This is a genomic window from Bacillus sp. TL12, assembly GCF_022625245.1.
Classification (GTDB): domain Bacteria; phylum Bacillota; class Bacilli; order Bacillales; family Bacillaceae_G; genus Bacillus_A.
The window spans coordinates 33,982-58,834 of sequence record NZ_JAJJBY010000028.1; the positions used below are offsets into that span (position 1 = coordinate 33,982).

Consider the following 24,853-nt stretch of genomic DNA (forward strand, 5'->3'; position numbering starts at 1 on the left):
TCCCAATTATTCCTTAGTTGTCTCAACTTCGACACTTAATTTGTCTGCTGATTGATGATCATCATCATCTTCCGTATCACGCATTTCAATTTCTGTATCGTCGCTAGACATCATTTTAACGTCCATACCTAAGCTTTGTAGTTCTTTAATCAATACTTTAAATGACTCTGGAACACCTGGTTCTGGAACATTTTCGCCTTTAACAATCGCTTCGTATGTCTTAACGCGGCCGACAACATCATCAGACTTCACAGTTAAGATTTCTTGAAGAGTATAAGCAGCACCATAAGCTTCAAGTGCCCAAACCTCCATCTCACCGAAACGTTGTCCACCGAATTGTGCTTTACCTCCAAGAGGTTGTTGCGTTACAAGTGAGTATGGTCCAGTAGAACGAGCATGAAGTTTATCGTCAACCATGTGCGCAAGTTTGATCATATACATGACACCAACAGATACGCGGTTGTCGAATGGCTCACCAGTACGTCCATCATATAGGATCGTTTTCGCGTCATTCGCCATACCAGCTTCCTCGATTGTACCCCATACATCTTCCTCGCGAGCACCATCGAATACTGGTGTTGCAACGTGGATACCAAGGTATCTTGCTGCCATACCAAGATGAAGCTCTAATACCTGACCGATATTCATACGAGATGGTACCCCTAATGGGTTTAACATGATATCGATTGGCGTACCGTCTGGTAAGTACGGCATATCTTCTTCCGGTAAAATACGGGAGATAACACCTTTGTTACCGTGACGACCGGCCATCTTGTCACCTTCAGAAATTTTACGCTTTTGAACGATATATGCACGTACAAGTTGATTTACACCTGGTGGCAACTCGTCGCCATCTTCACGGTTAAACACTTTTACGTCTAAGATAATACCGCCACCACCGTGTGGTACACGTAGTGATGTATCACGTACTTCACGTGCTTTTTCTCCAAAGATAGCGTGTAATAGACGTTCTTCAGCTGTTAATTCTGTTACACCTTTAGGTGTTACTTTACCAACAAGTAAGTCTCCATCTTTTACTTCAGCACCAACGCGAATGATACCGCGCTCGTCAAGGTTGCGTAATGCATCTTCCCCAACGTTTGGAATGTCACGTGTAATTTCTTCTGGTCCAAGCTTCGTATCACGAGCTTCTGACTCATATTCTTCAATATGAATAGAAGTGTACACATCATCTTTTACAAGGCGCTCACTCATGATGATCGCATCCTCGTAGTTATAACCGTCCCATGTCATGAAGCCAACAAGCACGTTACGTCCAAGTGCTAGTTCACCTAATTCCATAGAAGGACCATCCGCAAGGATTTCACCTTTTACAACTTGATCTCCAACACTTACGATTGGACGTTGGTTGTAACAAGTTCCTTGGTTAGAACGAATGAATTTCAACATTTTGTAGCGATCTAAATCGCCTTTTACTTTTTGACCGTCAACTTCTACATAACGGCGTACCCAAACTTCACGTGCTTCTACGCGTTCAACAACACCAGGGTGTTTACAGATTACTGCAGCACCTGAGTCTTTTGCTGATACGTACTCCATACCTGTACCTACAATTGGAGATTCTGGATTCATTAACGGAACCGCCTGACGTTGCATGTTCGCACCCATAAGTGCACGGTTGGAGTCATCGTTTTCTAAGAACGGAATACAAGCTGTCGCTGCCGACACTACTTGTTTTGGAGATACATCCATGTAGTCGATGCGTTCTCTATTTGTGACAATGTTCTCACCACGGAAACGAGCTACGATATCTTCATCAAGGAATTCCCCTTCTTCAGATAATTTCATATTCGCTTGGGCTACAACATAATTATCTTCTTCATCTGCTGTTAAGTAATCAACATGCCCTGTTACACGACCAGTTTCTGGATCAACACGACGGTATGGTGTTTCAATGAAACCAAACTCATTTACTTTCGCGAACGAAGATAGTGAGTTGATCAAACCGATGTTTGGTCCCTCTGGTGTTTCAATCGGACACATACGACCGTAGTGAGAGTAGTGAACGTCACGCACTTCAAAGCCTGCGCGCTCACGCGTTAAACCACCAGGTCCTAATGCAGATAGTCTTCGTTTGTGCGTTAACTCTGCTAATGGGTTTGTTTGGTCCATGAACTGAGATAACTGAGAACTTCCGAAGAACTCTTTAATAGATGCAATAACCGGACGAATGTTAATTAACGCTTGCGGTGTAATTGCATTTGTATCTTGAATCGACATTCTCTCACGAACAACACGTTCCATACGAGAAAGACCGATACGGAATTGGTTTTGTAATAACTCTCCTACAGAGCGCAGACGACGATTTCCTAAATGGTCAATATCATCTGTATCCCCTACTTTGTATAGTAAGTTAAAGAAGTAGCTAATAGAAGCAAGGATATCACCTGGCGTGATGTGTTTTACGTCACGAGTGATGTTTGCATTCCCAATTACATTGATAGAACGTTCACCGTCTGACTCTGGAGCATAAATCTTAATAGATTGCAGCTCAACATCGCCTTCTACCACTCCACCCATTGGTTTCGCTGTCTTGAATCCAATGTTTTTCTCTAAGTAAGGTAAAATGCGATCTAGTGTACGACGGTCTAAGACTGTTCCTTCTGCCGCTAAAATCTCTCCAGTTTCTGGATCTACTAACGTTTCAGCTAAGCGTTGGTTAAACAATCTGTTTTTAATGTGTAATTTTTTGTTGATCTTGTAGCGACCTACATTTGCTAAATCGTAGCGCTTTGGATCAAAGAAGCGAGAAACAAGCAAGCTTTTCGCGTTTTCCACTGTTGGTGGTTCACCTGGGCGTAGACGCTCATAAATTTCAAGCAATGCTTTTTCTGTGCTATCTGTGTTGTCTTTTTCTAGCGTATTGCTTAAGTATTCGTTATCACCTAAAAGCTCGGTGATTTCTTGATCAGAGCCAAACCCTAATGCGCGTAACAAAACAGTTACAGGAAGTTTACGAGTACGGTCAATACGTACATATACAACATCCTTAGCATCTGTTTCATACTCTAACCAAGCTCCGCGGTTTGGAATTACAGTAGCAGTAAAACCACGTTTTCCGTTTTTATCCACTTTGCCACTATAGTATACGCTTGGAGAGCGGACTAACTGGGAAACGATAACACGTTCTGCACCGTTAATTACGAATGTTCCTGTCTCTGTCATGAGTGGGAAATCTCCCATGAACACATCCTGTTCTTTTACTTCACCAGTTTCCTTATTGATTAGACGAACTTTCACACGAAGTGGTGCTGCATACGTCACATCACGCTCTTTACATTCTTCTACAGAGTATTTAGGTTCACCTAAGCTGTAGTCGATAAATTCAAGCGATAGATTTCCCGTAAAGTCTTCAATCGGAGAAATGTCTTGGAACATTTCTCGCAAACCCTCATCAAGAAACCACTGATAAGAAGAGGTTTGAATTTCGATAAGATTTGGTAACTCTAATACTTCACTAATACGGGCATAACTTCTTCGTTGGCGGTGGCGTCCGTATTGAACTAGTTGACCTGTCAACTGCTTCACCCCTCAAATCATGAGTATTATAAATGCACAAAAAAATTTGTGCAAAATCACAAATAAATACAGCTAACGCTAGTAGCGTAGCTTTTCCTCTCAAAGATAGATACGTTGAGTCTTTCTACCTGCTCAAAAAAGAAAAATGGCTTCTATAAGAAAACCATCATTCTGTTTCATAATCTGCTGATTTTACTATCTTTTCCAAGAGAAACAAAAATATACATCTTTCTCAACGCAGAAAATCATATATTGGCATTGTATAATGTTAACATAGCCAAAAATAACCGTCAACGTTTTTTTGATTTTATGATATAATATCCTTTTTTCTTTTCTACAACCTCAACTTCAGAAAATGATTCTTCTAGTTTTTTAAGCGCAGATGGTGCACCTTGTTTCTTTTGAATAACAATCCAAAGCTCCCCACCTGGCACTAGATGATCCACAGCTTTTTCTAAAATTTCATGCACAATATGTTTACCAGCGCGAATTGGAGGATTAGATAGAATAGCAGCATACTTGCCATCTACATTTTCATAGACGCTACTTTGAAAAATGCGGACATTATCAATTTTGTTATTAGCAGCATTTTCTTTTGCAAGTCCAAGCGCCCTTTCGTTCACATCCACCATGTGAACACTACGCTCTTGAAACTCTTTTGCCAACGACAAACCGATTGGACCGTATCCACATCCCACGTCTAATACATCACCTTTAATATCTGGCATTTGAAACGCTTCAATTAAAAGACGAGAACCAAAGTCCACCTCGTTTTTCGAAAACACCCCATGGTCAGATAAAAAAGCAAATTGAGATCCTCGCAATGTATATTCCCATCGTTTACGATCACTTTTACTCGAAGGGTCATTAGAAAAATAATGGTCTGCCATATGGCCACCTCTTTTCTTTACAGTTAAAAAAAAAGCCCGCATAAGAGCGAGCTTTTTTAGAGCTTCAAAAGTTAATTACTTAACTTCTACAGCAGCGCCAACTTCTTCAAGTTTAGCTTTCATTTCTTCAGCTTCTTCTTTAGAAGCGCCTTCTTTGATTGCTTTTGGAGTGTTGTCAACTAGTTCTTTAGCTTCTTTTAAGCCAAGGCCAGTGATTTCACGAACAACTTTGATAACTTTGATTTTTTGTGCTCCAGCACTTTCAAGTACTACGTCAAATTCAGTTTTCTCAGCAGCAGCTTCACCAGCGCCACCAACAACAGCTACAGGAGCAGCAGCAGTTACGCCGAATTCTTCCTCGATAGCTTTTACTAAGTCGTTAAGTTCTAATACAGTCATAGATTTAACTGCTTCAATGATTTGTTCTTTAGTCATTGTAAATATCCTCCCTTAAATAGGTTTGTATTGTTTTATCGATAACACGTAATTATCTTTTAAAAAATTAAGCGCCTTGCTCTTCCTTTTGATCTGCAACTGCTTTAGTAGCAAGTGCAAGGTTACGGATTGGAGCTTGAAGAACGCTAAGAAGCATAGAAAGTAAGCCTTCACGTGATGGAAGAGTAGCGATAGCTTTAACCTCATCAAGTGTTACAAGTTTACCTTCGATTACGCCCGCTTTAATTTCTAAAGCTTCATGATCTTTAGCGAAGTCGTTTAATACTTTCGCAGGAGCAACTACATCCTCGTTACTGAACGCGATTGCGTTTGGTCCTGTTAAGAATTCGTTTAACTCAGCCATTTCAACAGATTCTGCAGCACGACGAGTTAAAGAGTTTTTGTAAACTTTGAACTCAACGCCAGCTTCACGTAAGTTTTTACGTAATTCAGTTGCTTCAGATACTGTTAAACCACGGTAGTCAACAACGATTGTAGATTTACTTTCGCGAAGTTTTTCAGCGATTTCAGTTACAACTTGTTGTTTAGTTTCGATTGCTTTGCTCATGTTATTACACCTCCTGTAGATTATATAGAAGATGTACCGAAAGTGCACTAAAAAACCTCCATGCCCAGTTGTAGACATGGAGGCATATAGTCACAGAAAAAAATTCCGCTTCGTATATTAACACCTAGGTAGGAAATTAAGTCAAATTGGCCCCTACTGTCTACGGTACACTATTTAAATTCACAACATAAATGATTATATTAAAACTTCTTTATGAAGTCAACTTCCAATTTTTACGCGATTGTAGAAACGTCTACACGTACGCCAGGTCCCATTGTAGAAGCAACAGTTACGTTCTTCATGTAAGTACCTTTTGCAGCAGCTGGTTTAACTTTTAATAGCGTGTCAGCAATTGTTTTGAAGTTTTCTACTAGTTTAGCATCTTCGAAAGATACTTTACCGATTGGAACGTGGATGTTACCAGCTTTATCAACGCGGTATTCAACTTTACCAGCTTTGATTTCGTTAACAGCTTTTGTTACATCGAAAGTAACCGTTCCAGTTTTAGGGTTTGGCATTAAACCTTTAGGTCCTAATACGCGACCAAGTTTACCAACTTCACCCATCATGTCAGGAGTTGCTACTACTACATCGAAATCGAACCAACCTTGTTGGATTTTACCGATGTAATCAGCATCGCCTACGAAGTCAGCGCCAGCAGCTTCAGCTTCTTTTGCTTTTTCGCCTTTAGCGAATACTAATACACGTTGTACTTTACCAGTACCGTGTGGAAGAACAACTGCACCACGAATTTGTTGGTCAGCTTTCTTAGGGTCAACACCTAAACGGAATGCAGCTTCTACAGTTGCATCAAATTTAGCTGTGTTTGTTTTCTTTACTAATTCTACTGCTTCTGTTGCAGAGTAAGCAGTTGCACGATCAACAAGCTTTGCAGCTTCTACGTACTTTTTACCTCTTTTAGCCATGTTTATTTCCTCCTTGAATGTGGTTTTAGCGGAATAACCTCCCACGTTTACGCCTTCATTCCGGGAAATCCCGAGGATGTGCGCCCATCCATTTATTTAAAAACGATACTCATTTACGATAATAAAGGTTGCGAATTGGAATTCCAGACCCGCAACCTTTTTTACAAAAAAACAAATCGAATTAGTCTTCGATAACGATACCCATACTGCGCGCAGTACCTTCAACCATACGCATTGCAGCTTCTACGCTAGCAGCGTTTAGGTCAGGCATTTTAGTTTCAGCGATTTCGCGTACTTTATCACGCTTAACAGTTGCCACTTTATTACGGTTTGGTTCACCAGAACCAGACTCGATACCAGCTACTTTCTTAAGAAGAACAGCAGCAGGAGGAGTTTTAGTAATGAAAGTGAATGAACGGTCTTCGAATACCGTAATTTCAACAGGAATGATAAGACCAGCTTGATCTGCTGTACGAGCGTTGAACTCTTTACAGAAGCCCATGATGTTAACACCCGCTTGTCCTAATGCTGGACCAACTGGTGGAGCTGGGTTAGCTTTACCTGCAGGAATTTGAAGTTTTACCATTTTAATTACCTTTTTAGCCACGAGACACACCTCCTTAAGTCCGTGATGTGGTCAATTGGGCAGTGATTTGCCCTCCCACTTCATAATTTTATCTGTAACGATAAAATCTTTTTTCAAAAAACGTCTCCGTTACCGAAGACGTACTGACTTAAAAGATATTATCACTTTTTACAATTCATTTCAAGTTTCATTTTATAATTTTTCAATTTGGTGGAAATCCAGCTCGACCGGTGTTTCACGACCAAACATATCTACAAGCACTCTTATCTTTTGTTTTTCCATGTCAATCTCTTCGATTGCACCTGTATAGTTCGCGAATGGCCCTTCATTTACACGTACTGTTTCATGAAGTTCAAAGTCAAAATCAACCACTTCATTGTCCATTCCCATATGTTTCATAATGGTAACAACTTCCTCCTCTAATAAAGGAGATGGTTTTGATCCTGATCCAGAAGATCCAACAAAACCTGTTACGCCCGGTGTATTACGAACAACATACCAAGAATCATCAGTCATAATTAGTTCCACTAATACATAACCTGGGAATACTTTTCTTTTTGTTAATTTTTCTTTTCCGTTTTTCATTTCTACTTCTACTTCTTCCGGAACAACAACACGGAAAATTTTATCTTGCATTCCCATTGATTCTACACGTTTCTCTAGGTTTGCTTTTACTTTATTTTCATATCCAGAATAAGTATGGACAACATACCAACTTTTTTCCATTCATTTAGGACGAGCGTCCTTCCCTCCCTGACGTACATTTTTTTGTGCAAATGAAAAAACCCGTTCATCGGGCTTTTACACAGTTCGTATAAATAACATTATATCATGGATAAGTGCTTCTTATTCAAGAATTAACCAAGAATTAACCGAATTAAAGAAGAAATACCCATGTCAACTACCGCGAAGAAAACTGCAAAAAACACAACTGTCGCAATAACAGTAGCTGTCGAACGGAGTAATTCATCTTTCTTAGGCCAACTTACTTTTTTCATTTCGCGACCTACATCGCCGAAAAAGTTCGTCAAACGCATTTACGGGACCTCCAGTGTATTGTTTCGATTATTTATTTTGTTTCCTTATGAACTGTATGCATATTGCATGTTTTACAAAATTTCTTTATCTCAAGTCGCTCTACTGAGCTCGTATCTTTCATTGTGGAGTAGTTTCGATTCTTACACTCTTCACATGAGAGTACAACTTTTTTTCTCATTTGTTACACCAACCTTGTAACATTATGTCCCTAAAAATGTATCATACAATAAAAGACAATGTCAATGACATGCCACTTACTACATTACAAAAAGAAAGCAGGAGAATCATTTTCTCCCCTGCGACATATACTATGAGTTTAAAGTTGTATTTTCTCTCATTTCCATATATCGTTCTAGCTTCCTTTTTACACGCTGCAAGGCATTATCAATAGACTTTACATGCCTGTTTAACTGCTCTGAGATCTCTTGATAAGAACGGCCATCTAAATATAAAGAAAGGACTTTTCTTTCTAAATCGCTTAATAATTCAGATATTTTTAGTTCTATGTCGCTATATTCTTCCTGACTAATAATCATCTCTTCAGGATCAGTCACCTTTGCTTCCGAAATAACATCTAATAGCGTACGATCAGATTCCTCATCGTAAATCGGTTTGTCTAAAGAAACATACGAATTTAAAGGAATATGTTTTTGTCTCGTTGCTGTCTTAATAGCAGTAATAATTTGACGAGTAATACATAATTCAGCGAATGCTTTAAAAGAAGATAGCTTGTCCTCTTTATAATCACGAATGGCTTTAAATAATCCAATCATACCTTCTTGAACAATATCTTCCCGATCGGCACCTACTAAAAAATACGATCTTGATTTTGCGCGAACAAAGTTCTTGTACTTGTGAATTAAATATTCAAGAGCATCAATATTACCTTTTCGAACTAACTCAACTATTGCCTCATCCTCTAAATCGCGAAACGTAACGTTGTTGGTACTTACGAAGCCTGTTTCCACTTTGATCCCTCCGACCGCTATTTATTTAGAAATATTATACAGTAAGCGCCTGAAGAGCGTCAATGCTTCAACGCTCTCCTCGCCTTAATTTTTCTAATTTTTCTGTAATATCTTTACTAAATATCGTTCGCATAGCTGGTTGCTTCTCTTTTACCTCTTGCGTTTGATGGCGCACTTGTTGTTCCATGGCCTGCACTTCTATTTCTAGTTCACGGGCTGACTTCCTAAGCGCTCCTTGTGCGAAAATAACCCACTGTTCCGTATAATCAGAAGTCGCAACATAGATTTGTGTATTAATATTACGAAGTTCAATCGCGAGCTGTTCAATTTTTTCATCCGCGGTTTGATTCTTTCTTGTGAAAATAACTTCAACACGTGATTGCTTCATTTTCTTTTCAATACCTTGAACTGTATAAGCATCAAATACAATCATTACTCTTGTTCCTGTGTACCCTTGATAATCCGCCATTTTATCAATTAGCGCGTCCCTTGATGCCTGTAAATCTACATCCCTTAATTTTTTCAAGTCTCTCCAAGCCCCAATAATGTTATAACCATCAACGATTAAGATATCATTCATTTTCACTCACCAATTTGGTGACGTTTACGATATACCTCATACATTAACAGACTTGCAGCTACTGAAGCATTTAAGGATGTAACTTTACCAACCATCGGCAAGTTGATTAAGAAATCACATTTTTCACCAATAATACGGCTCATACCTTTTCCTTCACTACCGATTACTAATCCAATCGGCATATTACCATCTAAATTACGATAATCCGTTTTCCCTCTTGCATCTGTACCCGCAATCCAAAGACCTCGCTCTTTTAAATCATCAATTGTTCGAGATAAGTTTGTCACACGAGCAACAGGAATATATTCAATTGCTCCTGTTGAAGCTTTTGCAACTGATGCTGTAAGCCCAACAGCTCTTCTTTTCGGAATAATAATCCCATGTGCGCCTGTTGCATCTGCCGTACGCATAATAGAACCTAAGTTATGCGGGTCTTCAATTTCATCTAGAATTAAGAAGAACGGATCTTCATTACGTTTAGCAGCTGCTTCAAATAAATCCTCTAATTCTGCATATTGATAGGCCGCTACCTGTGCAATGACCCCTTGGTGATTTCCTTCAACAAGTTGGTCTAATTTTTTCTTTGGTGCATGTTGTAAAATAATTTTATTTTCTTTCGCTAACGCTAATACAATTTGCACTTGTCCTTTAGCTGCACCTTCTGCAATCCAGATTTTATTAATATCTCTTCCTGATCGTAACGCTTCAATTACAGGGTTACGTCCGATAATATATTCACTACTCATATTGATGCGCCCCCTTCCTTCGCTTCTAAAACATCAATTGCTTTATATACAAGTTCCTCTAATCTGTCGCTATTGTTCAATAAATAATGATAACCAAGCAATGCCTCAAAAGCAGTACTATAGCGATATGTTTGCACATCCGTATTTTTAGGAACAGAACCCGAATTCGCATTACGTCCTCTTCTTAAGACCGCTTCTTCTTCCTCTGTCAAAAATGCTGTTTCTAGTAAATGATAAACAACTTTCGCTTGTGCTTTCGCCGAAACAAAGCTTGTCCCTAAACGATGTAATTGGTTAGGACGAACCGTTCCTTTTTGAAGAAGGTGATAGCGGATATATTGTTCATATACCGCATCACCCATATATGCTAACGCTAAGCTGTTTAATTGCTTTGCATCAATCATGCTTATCCTCTTTTCCATCTTGTACCTTGGGCGGTATCTTCTAAAATAATATTACGCTCTTTTAAATCATCACGAATTTGATCAGACAATGCAAAGTCGCGGTTTTTACGAGCCTCAATACGTTTTTGAATTAATGCCTCAATCTCTTCGTCAAGCAACTCTTCTTTTGTTAACTCTAATCCCAAAATACCAAATAACGTTTCAAACTGTTTTACATACGCCTCAATTACAGCTTTTGATGTATGTTCTTCCAATAGATATTGATTTGCATGGTTTGCTAAATTATATAACTCAGTTATTGCATTTGCTGTATTGAAATCATCGTTCATCGCTTCTTCAAATGCTAACTGGAATTTCTCTATTTCAGCTAACCATTTTTCATTATGGTCTGTTAAATCTGTGCTACTTTCCATCCGGTGCTTTAAGTTACCATACGCTGTTTTAATGCGCTCTAATCCATTATTCGTACTCTGTAATAACTCTTCACTAAAGTTGATTGGATGACGATAATGTACAGATAACATAAAGAAACGAATTAACTGCGGGTCATATTGCTTAATAATGTCATGAACTAAAATGAAGTTCCCTAATGATTTAGACATTTTCTCATTGTTAATATTAATATATCCATTATGCATCCAGTAACGTGCAAATGTTTTTCCAGTTAATGCTTCTGATTGTGCAATCTCATTTTCATGGTGAGGGAATGCTAAATCTTGCCCACCAGCATGAATATCAATTGTATCACCTAAATATTTACGCGCCATTGCAGAGCATTCAATGTGCCATCCTGGACGACCTTTGCCCCAAGGGCTCTCCCAGAAGATTTCTCCTTCTTTCGCTGCCTTCCATAAGGCAAAATCAAGCGGATCTTGTTTCTTTTCCCCAACTTCAATACGTGCACCATGGCGCAGGTCTGCAATTGGCTGATGTGATAATTTACCGTAACCTTCAAATTCCTTTGTTTTGTAATAAACATCGCCTTCAGACTCATATGCATATCCTTTTTTCACAAGTTCCTCAATAAACTCAATAATGATATCCATATTTTCTGTTACACGAGGATGAACCGTAGCGTGCTTGCAACCTAATGCAGTTACATCTTCAAAGTACGCTTCAACAAAACGATCTGCAATTGTTGGAACATCTTCTCCTAATTCATTTGCTGCTTTAATTAACTTATCATCTACATCCGTAAAATTGGAAACATACTGCACTTCATACCCTTTATACTCTAGGTAGCGACGTACTGTATCAAATACCATAGGCGGTCTTGCGTTTCCGATATGAATATAGTTGTATACTGTCGGTCCGCATACATACATCTTCACTTTATTTTCTTCTAAAGGAACAAACTCCTCTTTCTCACGTGTTAACGTATTATAAATGTGAATAGTCATTTTCATCCTTCCTTTCCACTTTTACTCCCAGTTGCTTTTTTAATTTTTCAAGTTCAGCTTCCATTACTTTTAATTTATCAAAAATTGGATCTGGCAGATCTGAATGGTTCAATTCCTGACCTATCTTTACTCCATTTTGAATTACGACTCGACCAGGTATACCTACAACTGTCGAATGCGCAGGAACTTCTTTCAATACAACAGATCCTGCACCAATTTTAGAATTCTCCCCAACTGTAATGGATCCGAGTACTTTTGCACCAGTCGCAATAAGTACGTTATCTTGGATTGTTGGATGCCTTTTTCCTTTTTCTTTCCCTGTACCACCTAATGTAACTCCTTGATAAATTGTTACATTGTCTCCGATTTCACATGTCTCCCCAATAACAACCCCCATACCATGGTCAATAAAAAAACGACGACCAATTGTGGCTCCCGGATGAATCTCAATACCGGTAAAGAAACGACTAACTTGTGAAATCCAACGTGCAATAAAGAAAAAATTCCGTTTATAAAAGGCATGTGCAATTCGGTGTGCCCAAACCGCATGTAATCCAGAGTAAGTTAAAATGACCTCGAAATAACTTCGCGCCGCTGGATCTTGTTCAAAAACGACTTCAATATCTTCTCGAAGCCTCTTAAACATTGATGTCCCCTCCCCTTTATGGGCTACTTTTCTGAGTGAACCGATTTACCTCGCTATTCGCGGACAATCCTACTTCCACCTCAACATTTAACAACAACAAAAAAGTTAAGTTAGAGATAGACCATCCGTAAAGGTCCGATTAGTGAACGTTCATAATTAGTGAGAAATGAAGAAAATAACCACCAATTAAAATCTTACTTGTTACCTAGTCTTTATCCATCTGTACAAAAACTTATACCCTCACCTTATTTACATGGTATAAAAAAAGACGCCTCTGTCAAATTGACAGAGACGCCTTATAAGCGCGGTTCCACTCTGTTTAGGCCTAAATACAGCCTCAAACTCATCATGATAACGGTTTATACCGCTTCTGCTTACTTTGCGTCTTATGACGTTTCCCGAAACTCTTCGTTGTTCAGCAGAAGACTCGAAGGGGCATTTCAAAAACCCGCTTATAAACCACTTCCAGCCAAAAGGTGGTTCTCTCTGTAAAAAGCCTGATTTTTTACTTCTCCTTCTCGTCGCTTTCCTTTATTAGATTTTAAAGTATTCTTATTATATTTCTAAATTCGCTAAATGTTAACCAATTACTTTACGAATACGATTTAAAACTTTTTCTTTTCCAAGAAGTGCAATTGCATTTGGCAGTTCTGGTCCATGTGTTTGGCCAGTAGTTGCCACACGAATTGGCATAAATAAGTTTTTCCCTTTATGACCCGTTTCTTTTTGAACAGCTTTAATTGCTTTCTTAATTGCTGCTGGTTCCACTTCTTCTAAAGCTTCTAATCCTGCTGCAAATGCGCGAAGTACTTCAGGTACTTGTTCACCTTTCAATACTTCTTGTCCCTCTTCTTCATAATCTACATGATCTTTAAAGAACATGTCAGAAAGCTCTACAATTTCAGCTCCAAAGCTCATTTGTTCATGGTATAAAGCAATTACATCACGAACCCAAGCTTGTTCTTGTTCACTTAAGTTTTCACTTACACGACCAGCTTTCACTAAATGCGGTAAGCTTAATGCAACAACAGCATCTAGATCTTGCTTTTTCATATATTGGTTGTTCATCCATTTAAGTTTTTGAGAATCGAATAATGCAGGTGATTTTGATAAACGAGCTGCATCAAACATTTCAATAAATTCATCTTTAGAGAAGATTTCTTCTTCACCAACTGGTGACCAACCTAGTAATGCGATAAAGTTAAAGATTGCTTCTGGAAGATATCCAAGCTCTTTATATTGCTCAATAAATTGAATAATAGATTCATCGCGTTTACTTAATTTTTTACGACTCTCATTTACGATTAATGTCATATGACCAAACTGCGGGATATCCCATCCAAATGCTTCATAAATCATCATTTGTTTCGGCGTGTTAGAAATATGATCATCACCACGAAGAACATGTGTAATCTCCATTAAATGATCGTCTACTGCTACCGCAAAGTTATAAGTTGGAATACCATCTTTTTTCACAATAACAAAATCACCAAAGTCATTTGAGTGGAAAGCAACTTCATCTTTTACGATATCCTTAAATGTGTAGTCGCGGTCAGCTGGTACACGGAAACGAATACTTGGAATGCGGCCTTCTGCTTCAAATTGCTTGATTTGTTCTTCCGTTAAATCGCGGTGATTACCAGCATAACGAGGTGTTTCACCACGAGCGATTTGTCCTTCACGCTCTGCTTCTAACTCTTCTTCTGTCATATAACATTTATAAGCTAAACCACGCTCTAGTAAATCTTCATATAACTTTTTATAAATATCTAAACGTTCTGTTTGACGATATGGTCCATATTCGCCACCAACATCAACACCTTCATCCCAGTCCATGCCGAGCCATTTCAAGTATTTTAATTGGCTTTCTTCACCACCAGCAACGTTACGTTTTACATCAGTATCTTCAATACGAATAATAAACTTACCATCTTGATGACGAGCAAATAAATAATTAAATAATGCCGTACGCGCATTTCCGATATGTAAGTGTCCTGTTGGACTTGGCGCATAGCGCACTCTCACTTGCTTTTCCATAATTGGTACACCTTCCATTCTTAATGTCAACACATTCTATAATTGTACACCAAAAAAATATGATTATCCATCTTGCGAATCAAAAACAACTATTTTTTCTGTAATAATACAACGGCTTGAGAAGCAATCCCTTCTTCTCTCCCTGTAAATCCTAATTTTTCAGTGGTTGTCGCCTTCACATTCACATTGTCTATAGAAGTTTCTAATAGTTCACTAATACGCTTACGCATACTTTCAATATGTGGGGCCATTTTTGGTTTCTGCGCAATAATTGTACAATCTAAATTACCTAATTCATATCCTTGGTTACGCACAAACTCCCAAACTTTTTGCAATAACACAGCTGAATCTGCATCTTTAAAGGCAGGATCTGTATCTGGAAAATGTTTTCCGATGTCGCCTGCAGCAATCGCTCCTAAACATGCATCAGCAATTGTATGTAAAAGTACATCTGCATCTGAGTGACCTAATAAACCTTTCTCATATGGAATCGTAATTCCACCGATAATTAACGGTCTACCTTCTGCAAATTCGTGTACATCAAAACCTTGTCCAATTCGAAACATTTTATATCCTCCTTAAGCTAAACTACTGCGACTCATGACCTTATGTCGATGAATCTATTAAGAAAAGCTCGGTAATTACCGAGCTTTTCTTAATATTATACCATCACTATTGTTCCTTCTGAACACGCAGGAAACTTTCAGCAATTAATAGATCTTCTGGTGTTGTCACTTTAATATTGTAATAACTACCCTCTACTACGCCTACTTCTTTTCCTATACGTTCTACAAGACTTGCGTCATCTGTACCGAGGAAGCACCCTTGCTTCGCACTCCTATGCGCCTCTAGTAAAAGAGGAACCGAAAACCCTTGTGGTGTTTGTACCGCTCTTAATTGAGAGCGTTCAACTGTTTCAACAACCGTATTCTGTTCTACTTTTTTTACCGTATCTTTAACAGGTACTGCACAAATAGAAGCACCCTTCTGCTTCGCTGTAGTTAATACGGCACGAATCATTTTATTCGTTACAAATGGACGTGCCCCATCGTGTACAAGAACGTAATCAACATCCTTCACATGTTGAACAGCGTTATACACGCTATCTTGTCTTTCAGCTCCGCCCTGAATAAACTGCACATCCTTCAGAATATGATACTTCCGTATTAACTCTTCAAAATAAGGGCGTTCTTCTTTATTAATTGCCATAACAATATTTTTACATGCTTTATCTTTTTCAAAGGCGCGTAATGTATGCACAATAATAGGAACTTCATTAATAAGCAAAAATAATTTATTTTTACCAGCACCCATTCGCTTCCCTTGGCCTGCAGCCGGAATAATTAATGTATACATGCTAATAATCCTCTACTTATAATGCTTTTTCTAATAACTTACGCTTTGCAAAAATCATGCGACCAGCAGATGTCTGTAGTACACTCGTAACGAGTACATCAAGTTGTGAACCAACATATTCTCTACCGTCTTCTACTACAATCATCGTACCATCATCTAAATAAGCAACACCTTGATTTTGTTCTTTTCCATCCTTGACAACATAAACACTTAGTTCTTCACCAGGGAGCACAACCGGTTTAATCGCATTTGCTAAATCATTGATGTTCAGAACCGTTACTCCTTGTAGTTCAGAAACCTTATTTAAGTTAAAATCATTCGTGACAACAGTACCACCAGTTATCTTTGCTAATTTCACAAGCTTGCTGTCCACTTCTTGAATGTCTTCGAAATCGCCTTCATAAATCTCTACCGGAATTGGCATCTCTTTTTGAATACGGTTTAAAATATCTAATCCTCTACGTCCTCTATTACGCTTTAATGCATCCGAAGAATCAGCAATATGCTGCAACTCTTCTAATACAAACTGAGGAATCACAATTGTTCCTTCTAGAAACTTTGTTTGACAAATATCTGCAATACGTCCATCAATAATTACGCTAGTATCAAGAATTTTCCAATGCGTAGAAGATTTTTCTACTCCTGTTTCTGTTTCAACCTCTTCATTCTCACTATTGCTATTTTTCTTCTTACCGCCTCGTTGTGGTAATGTAAATAACCCTAACAATTCGTTTCTCTTTTTAAATCCTACTTGGAATCCTAAGTAACCAAGTAAAAGTGTAAAGAAGATTTGTAATACAGTGCTAATGACTGGAATTGTGAATTCACGAATTGGTATCAAAATTAAATATGCAACAATAAGACCCGAAATTAACCCTAGCGTACCAAATAAAACATCTGTTACAGGTGCCTTTACAAGGGCTTCTTCAATATGTTTAATAAGCTGAACAATATAATCTACGAGCCAAAATGTTGTTAAGAATAAAATAATTGCACCAATAATTGCACGAACATATGAACCTTCAAGTAAAGGAACCGCTCCAATGTCCAATACATTAATAACTTTCGGGATTAAATAAATCCCTAATGCTCCCCCGATTACTAAAAAGAAGAGCTGTACGATCCGTTTTAACATCCAACCACCTCCTACTCATTATTAACCATTGTTTTGCTAATCAAAACGCCGAATGCAAAAGCGGACGTGTCTCTTTTCATAAATTGTTTTATTTACCAATATATCATATCATATACCAAAAATGTGCTAGTGTCGTTATATTATGAAATCAATGTAATATTCTTAATTGTGTCTACTCATATATAAATGCTCTTGGATTCGTTTTAAACCTTCTCGTATTTTTTTCGCCCGAACTTCTCCAATTCCTTCTACATCATCTAAATCGTTAATACTCGCACGACAAACACCTTGCAATGTTTTAAATCGATTAATTAAGTTTTCAATAATAAGAGGAGGTACCCTAGAAATTTTACTTGTAATCCTATATCCTCTTGGTGTAACACTTTCCTCTAAGCTCATTTGCCCTGGGTAACCAAGCAATTTCACTAAATCACTATCTTCTAAAAGCTGTGTATTGGCAAGTTCCTGCAATTTTTTCAAAATTTGATAGTGATCCTGTGTCTTCTCTTGATAGTAATCTTTAATTAATAATGCTGCCTCTGCTTCCAAATCTGCCAATAGCTCAGTAAGTTGTAAACGAATAAGTCTACCTTCCGTTCCTAATTCATGAATATAACTTAAAATTTCATTCTTAATACGAAGGACCATCTCGACGCTATGTAAGACATGGACCACTTCAGACATCGTAACAACTTCCTCAAACTCTAGAATACCCAAATTCGTAATACCATCATTCCATACTGCCTTATATTTTTCTAAAGTTTGAATCGCTTGATTTGCCTTTGTCAAAATAACACCTATGTCTTTTAAGGTATAACGTAAACTTCCTTGATATAGCGTAATTACGTTACGTCTTTGTGAAATAGCCACAACAAGACTTCCCGTTTGCTTCGCTACACGCTCTGCTGTACGATGGCGCATTCCTGTTTCAATGGAATCAATGGATGACTCGGGAACCAATTGTGCATTTGCAATTAAAATTTTACTACCCGTCTCATTTAAAATAAGAGCTCCATCCATTTTTGCTAGTTCGTATAAACTAGCAGGAGAGAATGCGCAATTAATATGAAATCCTCCATCAACAATGCTTTTAATCTGATCGTTATATCCAAGGACAATTAAGCCACCTGTTTGCGCGCGAAGTACATTATCTATTCCTTCTCGCAAAGGTGTCCCTGGTGCAACAAGCTGTAAAATATTAATCATACTTTTGACACGTTGCTTGTTTTCTTCCATAGCCTAGCCTCCTAATGTCAAACGAAGCGCCTCTCCTAAATTAGAGACACCGACTACTTCAATCCCGTCAGGAATTGTCCAACCCCCTAAATTTTTTCGCGGGATGATGGCGCGCTGAAATCCTAATTTAGCCGCTTCTTGTACTCGTTGTTCAATTCTCGATACCCTTCTTACTTCTCCCGTTAACCCAACTTCTCCTATTACAGCATCGGTTGGTGCCGTGGACTTATCTCGAAAACTCGATGCAATACTTAAAGCAACCGCCAAATCAATTGCTGGTTCATCCAATCGTAATCCTCCAGCAACCTTTAAATAAGCATCTTGGTTTTGTAATAATAAGCCTGCTCTTTTTTCTAATACTGCCATAATAAGCGATACACGATTATGATCAATCCCTGTAGCCATCCTTCTTGGATTTCCAAAGCTAGTAGGGGAAATTAACGCTTGGATTTCTACTAAAACTGGTCTCGTTCCTTCCATAGAAGCAACAACCGTAGAACCAGCAACTCCAACAGGTCTCTCTTCTAGAAATATCTCAGAAGGATTTAATACTTCCGCAAGACCTAATTCTTTCATTTCAAATATACCCATTTCATTCGTAGAACCAAAACGATTTTTAACTGCCCGTAAAATACGGTATGTATGATGACGGTCTCCCTCAAAATAAAGAACAGCATCCACCATATGTTCTAACATACGTGGTCCTGCAATTGCGCCTTCTTTCGTTACATGTCCTACGATAAAAATTGGAATCCCTTTCGTTTTTGCAAGCTTCATCAGTTCTGCTGTACATTCACGTACTTGCGAAACACTTCCTGGAGCTGAAGTTACTTCTGGTAAATAAATTGTTTGAATGGAATCAATGACAACAAAGGAAGGATTCATTTCATCAATATGTGCCGCAATTCTCTGTAAATCTGTCTCCGAAACAACAAATAAATTGCTCCCGTTTACATGTAGACGATCTGCACGAAGTTTAATTTGTTTTGCCGATTCTTCACCAGATATATACAATACATCATACGAAGAATCTGCTAATTGCGATGATATTTGTAGTAATAATGTTGATTTTCCAATTCCAGGGTCTCCCCCAATAAGTACGAGGGATCCATCAACAATTCCTCCACCGAGTACACGATTAAATTCTTGAAATTTTGTTTCAATCCGTGCCTCTGATTTTGTTTCCACTTCTGTAAGGCGCCTTGGCTTTGTTACTTCCGTTTGAATCGCATTTGCATAATTAATGCGTCTTGATGATACAACTTGTTCCATCTCTTCAACAAGCGTATTCCATTGCCCGCATCCAGGGCACTTCCCCATATATTTTGGTGACTGATAACCACATTCTTGACATGTAAATTTCGTTTTCTTTTTAGCCATTTTATTTTTTACTTCACTTCACTTTCATATGTAAACATGTATCCTTCTTGTACAAGAAAGAGGGCTATGATTTAGCCCTCTTCGTTTGTCTATACTTATTTTACCTTTTCTGCACTGCGAATGACAAATGATTCTCCTTCAGCATCAAAGACAACTTTTTGACCTTTCTCAATTGTTCCTTTTAGAAGCTCTTCTGATAATCGATCTTCCACATGTTTTTGAATTGCTCGGCGAAGTGGACGAGCACCATACTCACGATCAAACCCTTTATCAGCAATTGCTTCAATCGCTTTGCTTGTTAACTCTAATTCAATCTCTTGTTCTTTTAATCGATTCACTAGTTGATTAACCATAAGCGTTACAATCTCTTGAATATGTTTTTTCTCAAGCATATGGAATACAATAATTTCATCAATACGGTTTAAGAATTCTGGACGAAATGCTTTTTTCAATTCATCCATTACTTTACCCTTCATATCCGAGTAATCACGGCCTTCATCTTGTACGTTAAAGCCAAGATGTTTATTGCGTTTTAGCGCTTCCGCACCAACGTTAGATGTCATGATAACAATTGTATTACGGAAATCAACTGTACGCCCTTTAGAATCTGTTAACCGTCCGTCTTCTAGTACTTGCAGTAAAATATTAAATACATCTGGATGAGCTTTTTCTACTTCATCTAATAGAACAACAGAATATGGTTTACGGCGAACCTTTTCAGTCAATTGGCCACCTTCTTCATATCCAACATATCCTGGAGGAGATCCCACTAAGCGAGAGGTAGAATGTTTCTCCATATACTCAGACATATCAATTCGAATCATCGCATCTTCATCACCGAACATAGATTCCGCTAACGCTCTTGCTAATTCTGTTTTACCTACACCAGTCGGTCCTAAGAAAATAAATGAACCAATTGGACGCTTTGGATCTTTTAAACCTGCTCGTGCACGGCGTACTGCTTTCGCTACAGCAACAACAGCTTCGTCTTGGCCAATTACTCGGTCATGTAAAATAGATTCTAGATTCAATAATTTATTTGTTTCTGTTTGTGCAAGCTTAGAAACCGGAATACGCGTCCACGTAGAAACAACATTCGCAATGTCTTCTACTGTTACTTCTGAGTTTTCTTTTCCTTGCTGCTCTTTCCACTGACGTTTTGTATCTTCTAATTTTTCACGTAAACGTTGTTCCATATCACGTAAAGAAGCTGCCTTTTCAAACTCTTGGCTCTGTACAGCTGCATCCTTTTCTTTTCTAATTTCTTCAAGCTTCACTTCAAGTTCTTTTAAATTTGGTGGTGTTGTATAAGAACGTAAGCGCACTTTTGAAGCAGCTTCATCAATCAAGTCAATTGCTTTATCAGGTAAGAAACGGTCTGTAATATAACGATCCGAAAGTTTTACAGCTGCATCAATTGCATCATCTGTAATAGAAACACGGTGATGTGCTTCATAACGATCACGTAGTCCTTTTAAAATTTGAATCGATTCTTCTAAGCTCGGTTCGTCAACGTGAATTGGTTGGAAACGTCTTTCTAATGCTGCATCTTTTTCAATGTATTTACGATACTCATCTAATGTTGTTGCTCCAATACATTGTAATTCACCACGCGCTAATGACGGTTTCAAAATATTAGATGCGTCAATCGCACCTTCTGCACCACCTGCACCAATTAATGTATGAAGTTCATCGATAAACAAGATAATATTGCCCGCTTGTCGAATTTCATCCATTACTTTCTTTAAGCGATCTTCAAATTCACCACGATACTTTGTACCAGCAACAACTGTACCCATATCTAATGTCATAACACGCTTATCCCGTAATGTTTCTGGAACTTCATTATTTACAATTTGCTGTGCTAAGCCCTCAGCAATTGCTGTTTTACCTACTCCAGGTTCTCCAATTAATACTGGGTTATTCTTAGTTCTGCGGCTCAACACTTCAATAACACGTTGAATCTCTTTACTACGGCCAATAACAGGATCTAAACGTCCTTCACGTGCAACAACTGTCAAATCTCGCGCTAAACTATCAAGTGTTGGTGTATTTGCATTGGCTGATGCACCACCTTGATGGCCTGATGTAGCTTCATTACTTCCAAGGAGCTGCAATACTTGTTGTCTTGCTTTATTTAAACTTACACCTAAATTATTTAAAACACGCGCCGCAACACCTTCTCCTTCACGGATTAATCCTAGTAAAATGTGTTCCGTTCCGACATAAGAATGACCAAGCTTACGAGCCTCATCCATCGATAACTCAATTACTTTTTTTGCACGTGGCGTATAATGAACAGTTTGAGACATCTCTGTTCCACGACCAATTAATCCCTCTACCTCTTTTTGTACCTTCTCTGGACTTAATCCAAGGGCAATTAGCGCTTTAGCTGCAATTCCTTCTCCTTCGCGTACAAGCCCAAGTAAAATATGTTCTGTCCCAATATTATTATGTCCAATGCGAATTGCCTCTTCTTGAGATAAAGCTAATACTTTTTGTGCTCGTTCTGTAAATCTTCCAAACATCATAGAAATCGCCTCCTACTTGCGCTCAATTTTGTTCAATTCGTAATCGTTCACGGATTAATGTTGCTCTTCGATAATCTCTTTCTTCGGGGCTTAAAGGACCGCCCGCATATTGCTGTAAAATTCCTGGCTGAGTTAATACCATCAACTCTGTTAAAATATTTCTTGATATATTTTTTATATAACCAAGATCAATACCTAGCCGCATATCTGACAAACAAGTAGCTGCCTCTGCCGATTGAATTAATCGACTATTAGCCAATACACCATAAGAACGATACACGCGGTCTTCAAGTTCAATACTTGAATTTTCCTTAATCAATTCTCGAGCTACTTTCTCTTGTTGTATAAGCTGATGAACGACACTCTCTAAATCTGCTATAATATCTTCTTCTGATTTTCCAAGTGTCATTTGATTAGAAACTTGAAATATATTACCTAAGGCTTCGCTACCTTCACCGTATATTCCTCTTACAACTAAACCTAATTGTTGAATTGCTTGTATAATACGATTGATCCGTTTCGTTAAAACAAGCGCTGGTAAATGTAACATCACGGAAGCGCGTAATCCTGTTCCAACATTTGTAGGGCAACTCGTAATATAGCCAAGCGATTCATCAAAAGCATATTCAACTGCTTCTTCAATCCAAGTATCCATTTTATTTGCGCTTTGCAGTGCCTCTGATAATTGCAATCCCGAGAACAAACATTGAATTCGCACATGATCTTCTTCATTAAGCATTACACTTATATGTTCGTTTTCTGATAGTAGACAAGCTCCAAATTCTGTTCCAGCAAGATTAGGACTAATTAAATGCTTTTCTACTAAAACCCTTCGCTGAAGCGGTTTTAGTTCATTCATTTTTAATAGTTCAAAATGCCCAAAGGATTTCACTTTCTGATTTACAAACTTCTTTTGAAATAAATTAGTAATCTGCTTAGCTTCTTCATCCGTTTGCATAATAGGGAAATGGTAATCTTTTAAATTACGAGCCAAACGAATGCGACTACTTAAAACAATATCAGAATCAGGGCCATCTCCCCTCATCCACGGGCTAATTGCTTCATTCATAATACGATCCAGCGACATAGAATTATTCCCCCTCTCTATGCCCACTAAGCTGATTTTCAATACTTCGAATTTGATCACGCGTTTCGGCTGCTTTTTCAAATTCTTCTTTTTGTACATATTGCTTTAACTTTAGTTTTAGTTCATCTAATTCTTTCTTTAGATGAATATTTCCTCCCATGCGCTCCGGAATTTTTCCACGATGTTGTGTATGGCCACCATGAAGCCTCTTCAACATTGGCTTTAATTGTTCCTTAAACGTCTCATAACAAGAAGCACATCCAAAGCGACCCACTTTTGCAAATTGGTTATATGTCATATTACAAGTTGGACATCGCAACACCCTTGTATCCGAAAAGCCACCTTCTTGATTTTCAAACATTGATGGTTCTCCATGTAACAATCCAGCTAATAAGTCATGAAAGGAAAAACTAGATTGTGGTGATTGAAAGAAAGACGTATAGCCATTTTGCTCTGCACATTGCTCACAAAGATGAACTTCCGTCTTTTGTCCGTTTATCACTTTTGTATAATGTAAAGCTGCTGGTCTTATATTACAAATTTGACAAGTCATCTTATATCCCCACCTTTACAACAGGAACGATCTACCTCATGATACTTTTTATACATCACTAGATTATTTTATTCACTTAATCTTGTCTGTAAAAAGTCCCACTATAAAATGAATTACCGCTAAAAACATTTCTTAACAAAAGCTGTATTTATTTATATTTCATTGTTCTTAACATTGCGCATAATATTCGAGCCCTAAGTTCATCTCGAGAGGGTAAATCCATTAATAATACAGATCGATCTAATACGCTCAGCATAAGTTTTGCTTCTCGATTTGTTACAATATCTTCTTCCACTAATCGTATAATAATACTCTCCGCATTTCCTTGCGTAATACTATGCTCAATCATATGAAGCATTTGATCAATAATGTCTATATCGTCATGCAATTTGACTTTGATAATGCGAATGTAACCTCCTCCGCCCCGTTTACTTTCCACTACAAATCCTCTTTCTAACGTAAAACGAGTATTGATTACATAATTAATTTGAGACGGAACACAATCAAATCGGTCCGCAACCTCATTTCTCTTAATCTCAATCACATTATTATTGCTTAAGTCAATAACTTGCTTTAGATATTGCTCAATGATATCAGATATATTTCTCATTTATCCGCCACCTTTATTGACTTTGACTATCTTTGACTTTAATTATATACGTATTAAAGAAATTTGCAACTCTTTTGCTTCTTCACTATCCTAGCCAAAATTTTTGCCCTTTAATCATGGAGTGCATATTTTATGAAATAGAATTTAATATAAAATAAAAAAATATACAAAAAAGACGAGTCAAAATGACTCGTCTTAATA

General features: G+C 38.0%; 25 protein-coding genes and 2 other annotated features. All 25 genes read right to left on the reverse strand.

The features are described 5' to 3' along the window. Positions 1 to 6: 6 nt before the first annotated feature. The 25 genes from rpoB to LOK41_RS21000 all read right to left on the reverse strand — a co-directional run bounded on the left by rpoB (position 7) and on the right by LOK41_RS21000 (position 24,652). Complete coding sequence (gene rpoB / locus LOK41_RS20880; RefSeq protein ID WP_174102817.1) at positions 7 to 3,540, reverse strand: DNA-directed RNA polymerase subunit beta; 3,534 nt, start codon at positions 3,538 to 3,540, stop codon at positions 7 to 9. A gap of 290 nt (positions 3,541 to 3,830) precedes the next feature. Beyond that, on the reverse strand, positions 3,831 to 4,430 hold the full coding sequence (locus LOK41_RS20885; RefSeq protein ID WP_241818107.1) for a class I SAM-dependent methyltransferase: 600 nt from the start codon (positions 4,428 to 4,430) through the stop codon (positions 3,831 to 3,833). Between the two features lie 75 nt (positions 4,431 to 4,505). After that, positions 4,506 to 4,865: a 50S ribosomal protein L7/L12 gene (rplL, locus tag LOK41_RS20890; RefSeq protein ID WP_006093113.1), complete on the reverse strand. Its 360-nt coding sequence runs from the start codon at positions 4,863 to 4,865 to the stop codon at positions 4,506 to 4,508. A gap of 67 nt (positions 4,866 to 4,932) precedes the next feature. Continuing rightward, on the reverse strand, positions 4,933 to 5,433 hold the full coding sequence (gene rplJ, locus LOK41_RS20895; protein ID WP_097898942.1) for a 50S ribosomal protein L10: 501 nt from the start codon (positions 5,431 to 5,433) through the stop codon (positions 4,933 to 4,935). 40 nt (positions 5,434 to 5,473) lie between these two features. After that, positions 5,474 to 5,617, reverse strand: a sequence feature (ribosomal protein L10 leader region). 49 nt (positions 5,618 to 5,666) lie between these two features. Then, positions 5,667 to 6,359 (reverse strand): 50S ribosomal protein L1, encoded by a 693-nt coding sequence (gene rplA / locus LOK41_RS20900; protein WP_241818108.1) that lies wholly within the window; start codon positions 6,357 to 6,359, stop codon positions 5,667 to 5,669. A gap of 181 nt (positions 6,360 to 6,540) precedes the next feature. Next, positions 6,541 to 6,966: a 50S ribosomal protein L11 gene (rplK, locus tag LOK41_RS20905; RefSeq protein WP_001085872.1), complete on the reverse strand. Its 426-nt coding sequence runs from the start codon at positions 6,964 to 6,966 to the stop codon at positions 6,541 to 6,543. A 171-nt stretch (positions 6,967 to 7,137) separates the two neighbouring features. Beyond that, positions 7,138 to 7,671, reverse strand: coding sequence for a transcription termination/antitermination protein NusG (nusG, locus tag LOK41_RS20910; RefSeq protein ID WP_174102814.1), 534 nt, complete (start codon positions 7,669 to 7,671; stop codon positions 7,138 to 7,140). A 131-nt stretch (positions 7,672 to 7,802) separates the two neighbouring features. Beyond that, a complete protein-coding gene (gene secE, locus LOK41_RS20915; RefSeq protein WP_003194325.1) occupies positions 7,803 to 7,982 on the reverse strand; it encodes a preprotein translocase subunit SecE in 180 nt (59 codons plus the stop codon). Between the two features lie 32 nt (positions 7,983 to 8,014). Then, positions 8,015 to 8,161 carry a 50S ribosomal protein L33 gene (gene rpmG / locus LOK41_RS20920; protein ID WP_002055487.1) on the reverse strand — a complete coding sequence of 49 codons (147 nt, stop codon included), beginning with the start codon at positions 8,159 to 8,161 and terminating at the stop codon, positions 8,015 to 8,017. Between the two features lie 130 nt (positions 8,162 to 8,291). Continuing rightward, positions 8,292 to 8,951 carry an RNA polymerase factor sigma-70 gene (locus LOK41_RS20925; protein ID WP_241818109.1) on the reverse strand — a complete coding sequence of 220 codons (660 nt, stop codon included), beginning with the start codon at positions 8,949 to 8,951 and terminating at the stop codon, positions 8,292 to 8,294. Positions 8,952 to 9,018: 67 nt separating this feature from the next. Then, positions 9,019 to 9,531, reverse strand: coding sequence for an NYN domain-containing protein (locus LOK41_RS20930; protein WP_017150116.1), 513 nt, complete (start codon positions 9,529 to 9,531; stop codon positions 9,019 to 9,021). 2 nt (positions 9,532 to 9,533) lie between these two features. After that, positions 9,534 to 10,277, reverse strand: coding sequence for a 23S rRNA (guanosine(2251)-2'-O)-methyltransferase RlmB (gene rlmB, locus LOK41_RS20935; RefSeq protein WP_026593154.1), 744 nt, complete (start codon positions 10,275 to 10,277; stop codon positions 9,534 to 9,536). After that, a complete protein-coding gene (locus LOK41_RS20940; protein ID WP_174102813.1) occupies positions 10,274 to 10,681 on the reverse strand; it encodes a Mini-ribonuclease 3 in 408 nt (135 codons plus the stop codon). The genes rlmB and LOK41_RS20940 overlap by 4 nt, the downstream gene beginning before the upstream one ends. A gap of 2 nt (positions 10,682 to 10,683) precedes the next feature. Then, on the reverse strand, positions 10,684 to 12,081 hold the full coding sequence (gene cysS / locus LOK41_RS20945; protein WP_241818110.1) for a cysteine--tRNA ligase: 1,398 nt from the start codon (positions 12,079 to 12,081) through the stop codon (positions 10,684 to 10,686). Then, complete coding sequence (gene cysE, locus LOK41_RS20950) at positions 12,062 to 12,727, reverse strand: serine O-acetyltransferase (RefSeq protein WP_241818111.1); 666 nt, start codon at positions 12,725 to 12,727, stop codon at positions 12,062 to 12,064. Before cysE ends, cysS begins: the two co-directional genes overlap by 20 nt. A gap of 284 nt (positions 12,728 to 13,011) precedes the next feature. Then, positions 13,012 to 13,258: a binding site (T-box leader), on the reverse strand. A 48-nt stretch (positions 13,259 to 13,306) separates the two neighbouring features. Next, positions 13,307 to 14,764 (reverse strand): glutamate--tRNA ligase, encoded by a 1,458-nt coding sequence (gltX, locus tag LOK41_RS20955; protein WP_241818119.1) that lies wholly within the window; start codon positions 14,762 to 14,764, stop codon positions 13,307 to 13,309. A gap of 89 nt (positions 14,765 to 14,853) precedes the next feature. Then, positions 14,854 to 15,330: a 2-C-methyl-D-erythritol 2,4-cyclodiphosphate synthase gene (gene ispF, locus LOK41_RS20960; protein WP_174102809.1), complete on the reverse strand. Its 477-nt coding sequence runs from the start codon at positions 15,328 to 15,330 to the stop codon at positions 14,854 to 14,856. A 106-nt stretch (positions 15,331 to 15,436) separates the two neighbouring features. Continuing rightward, a complete protein-coding gene (gene ispD / locus LOK41_RS20965; protein ID WP_241818112.1) occupies positions 15,437 to 16,120 on the reverse strand; it encodes a 2-C-methyl-D-erythritol 4-phosphate cytidylyltransferase in 684 nt (227 codons plus the stop codon). 16 nt (positions 16,121 to 16,136) lie between these two features. Then, complete coding sequence (locus LOK41_RS20970) at positions 16,137 to 17,255, reverse strand: PIN/TRAM domain-containing protein (protein ID WP_241818113.1); 1,119 nt, start codon at positions 17,253 to 17,255, stop codon at positions 16,137 to 16,139. Between the two features lie 162 nt (positions 17,256 to 17,417). Then, entirely contained in the window at positions 17,418 to 18,491 is a 1,074-nt protein-coding gene (disA, locus tag LOK41_RS20975; RefSeq protein WP_174102806.1) for a DNA integrity scanning diadenylate cyclase DisA, read from the reverse strand. 3 nt (positions 18,492 to 18,494) lie between these two features. Continuing rightward, positions 18,495 to 19,871 carry a DNA repair protein RadA gene (gene radA, locus LOK41_RS20980; protein WP_241818114.1) on the reverse strand — a complete coding sequence of 459 codons (1,377 nt, stop codon included), beginning with the start codon at positions 19,869 to 19,871 and terminating at the stop codon, positions 18,495 to 18,497. A gap of 95 nt (positions 19,872 to 19,966) precedes the next feature. Beyond that, on the reverse strand, positions 19,967 to 22,402 hold the full coding sequence (clpC, locus tag LOK41_RS20985) for an ATP-dependent protease ATP-binding subunit ClpC (protein ID WP_241818115.1): 2,436 nt from the start codon (positions 22,400 to 22,402) through the stop codon (positions 19,967 to 19,969). Positions 22,403 to 22,424: 22 nt separating this feature from the next. Then, entirely contained in the window at positions 22,425 to 23,489 is a 1,065-nt protein-coding gene (mcsB, locus tag LOK41_RS20990; protein ID WP_241818116.1) for a protein-arginine kinase McsB, read from the reverse strand. Between the two features lie 4 nt (positions 23,490 to 23,493). Continuing rightward, entirely contained in the window at positions 23,494 to 24,042 is a 549-nt protein-coding gene (mcsA, locus tag LOK41_RS20995; RefSeq protein WP_174102802.1) for a protein-arginine kinase activator protein McsA, read from the reverse strand. A 148-nt stretch (positions 24,043 to 24,190) separates the two neighbouring features. Then, positions 24,191 to 24,652, reverse strand: a complete 462-nt coding sequence (locus tag LOK41_RS21000; RefSeq protein WP_241818117.1) for a CtsR family transcriptional regulator — start codon at positions 24,650 to 24,652, stop codon at positions 24,191 to 24,193. Between the last annotated feature and the right edge of the window lie 201 nt (positions 24,653 to 24,853).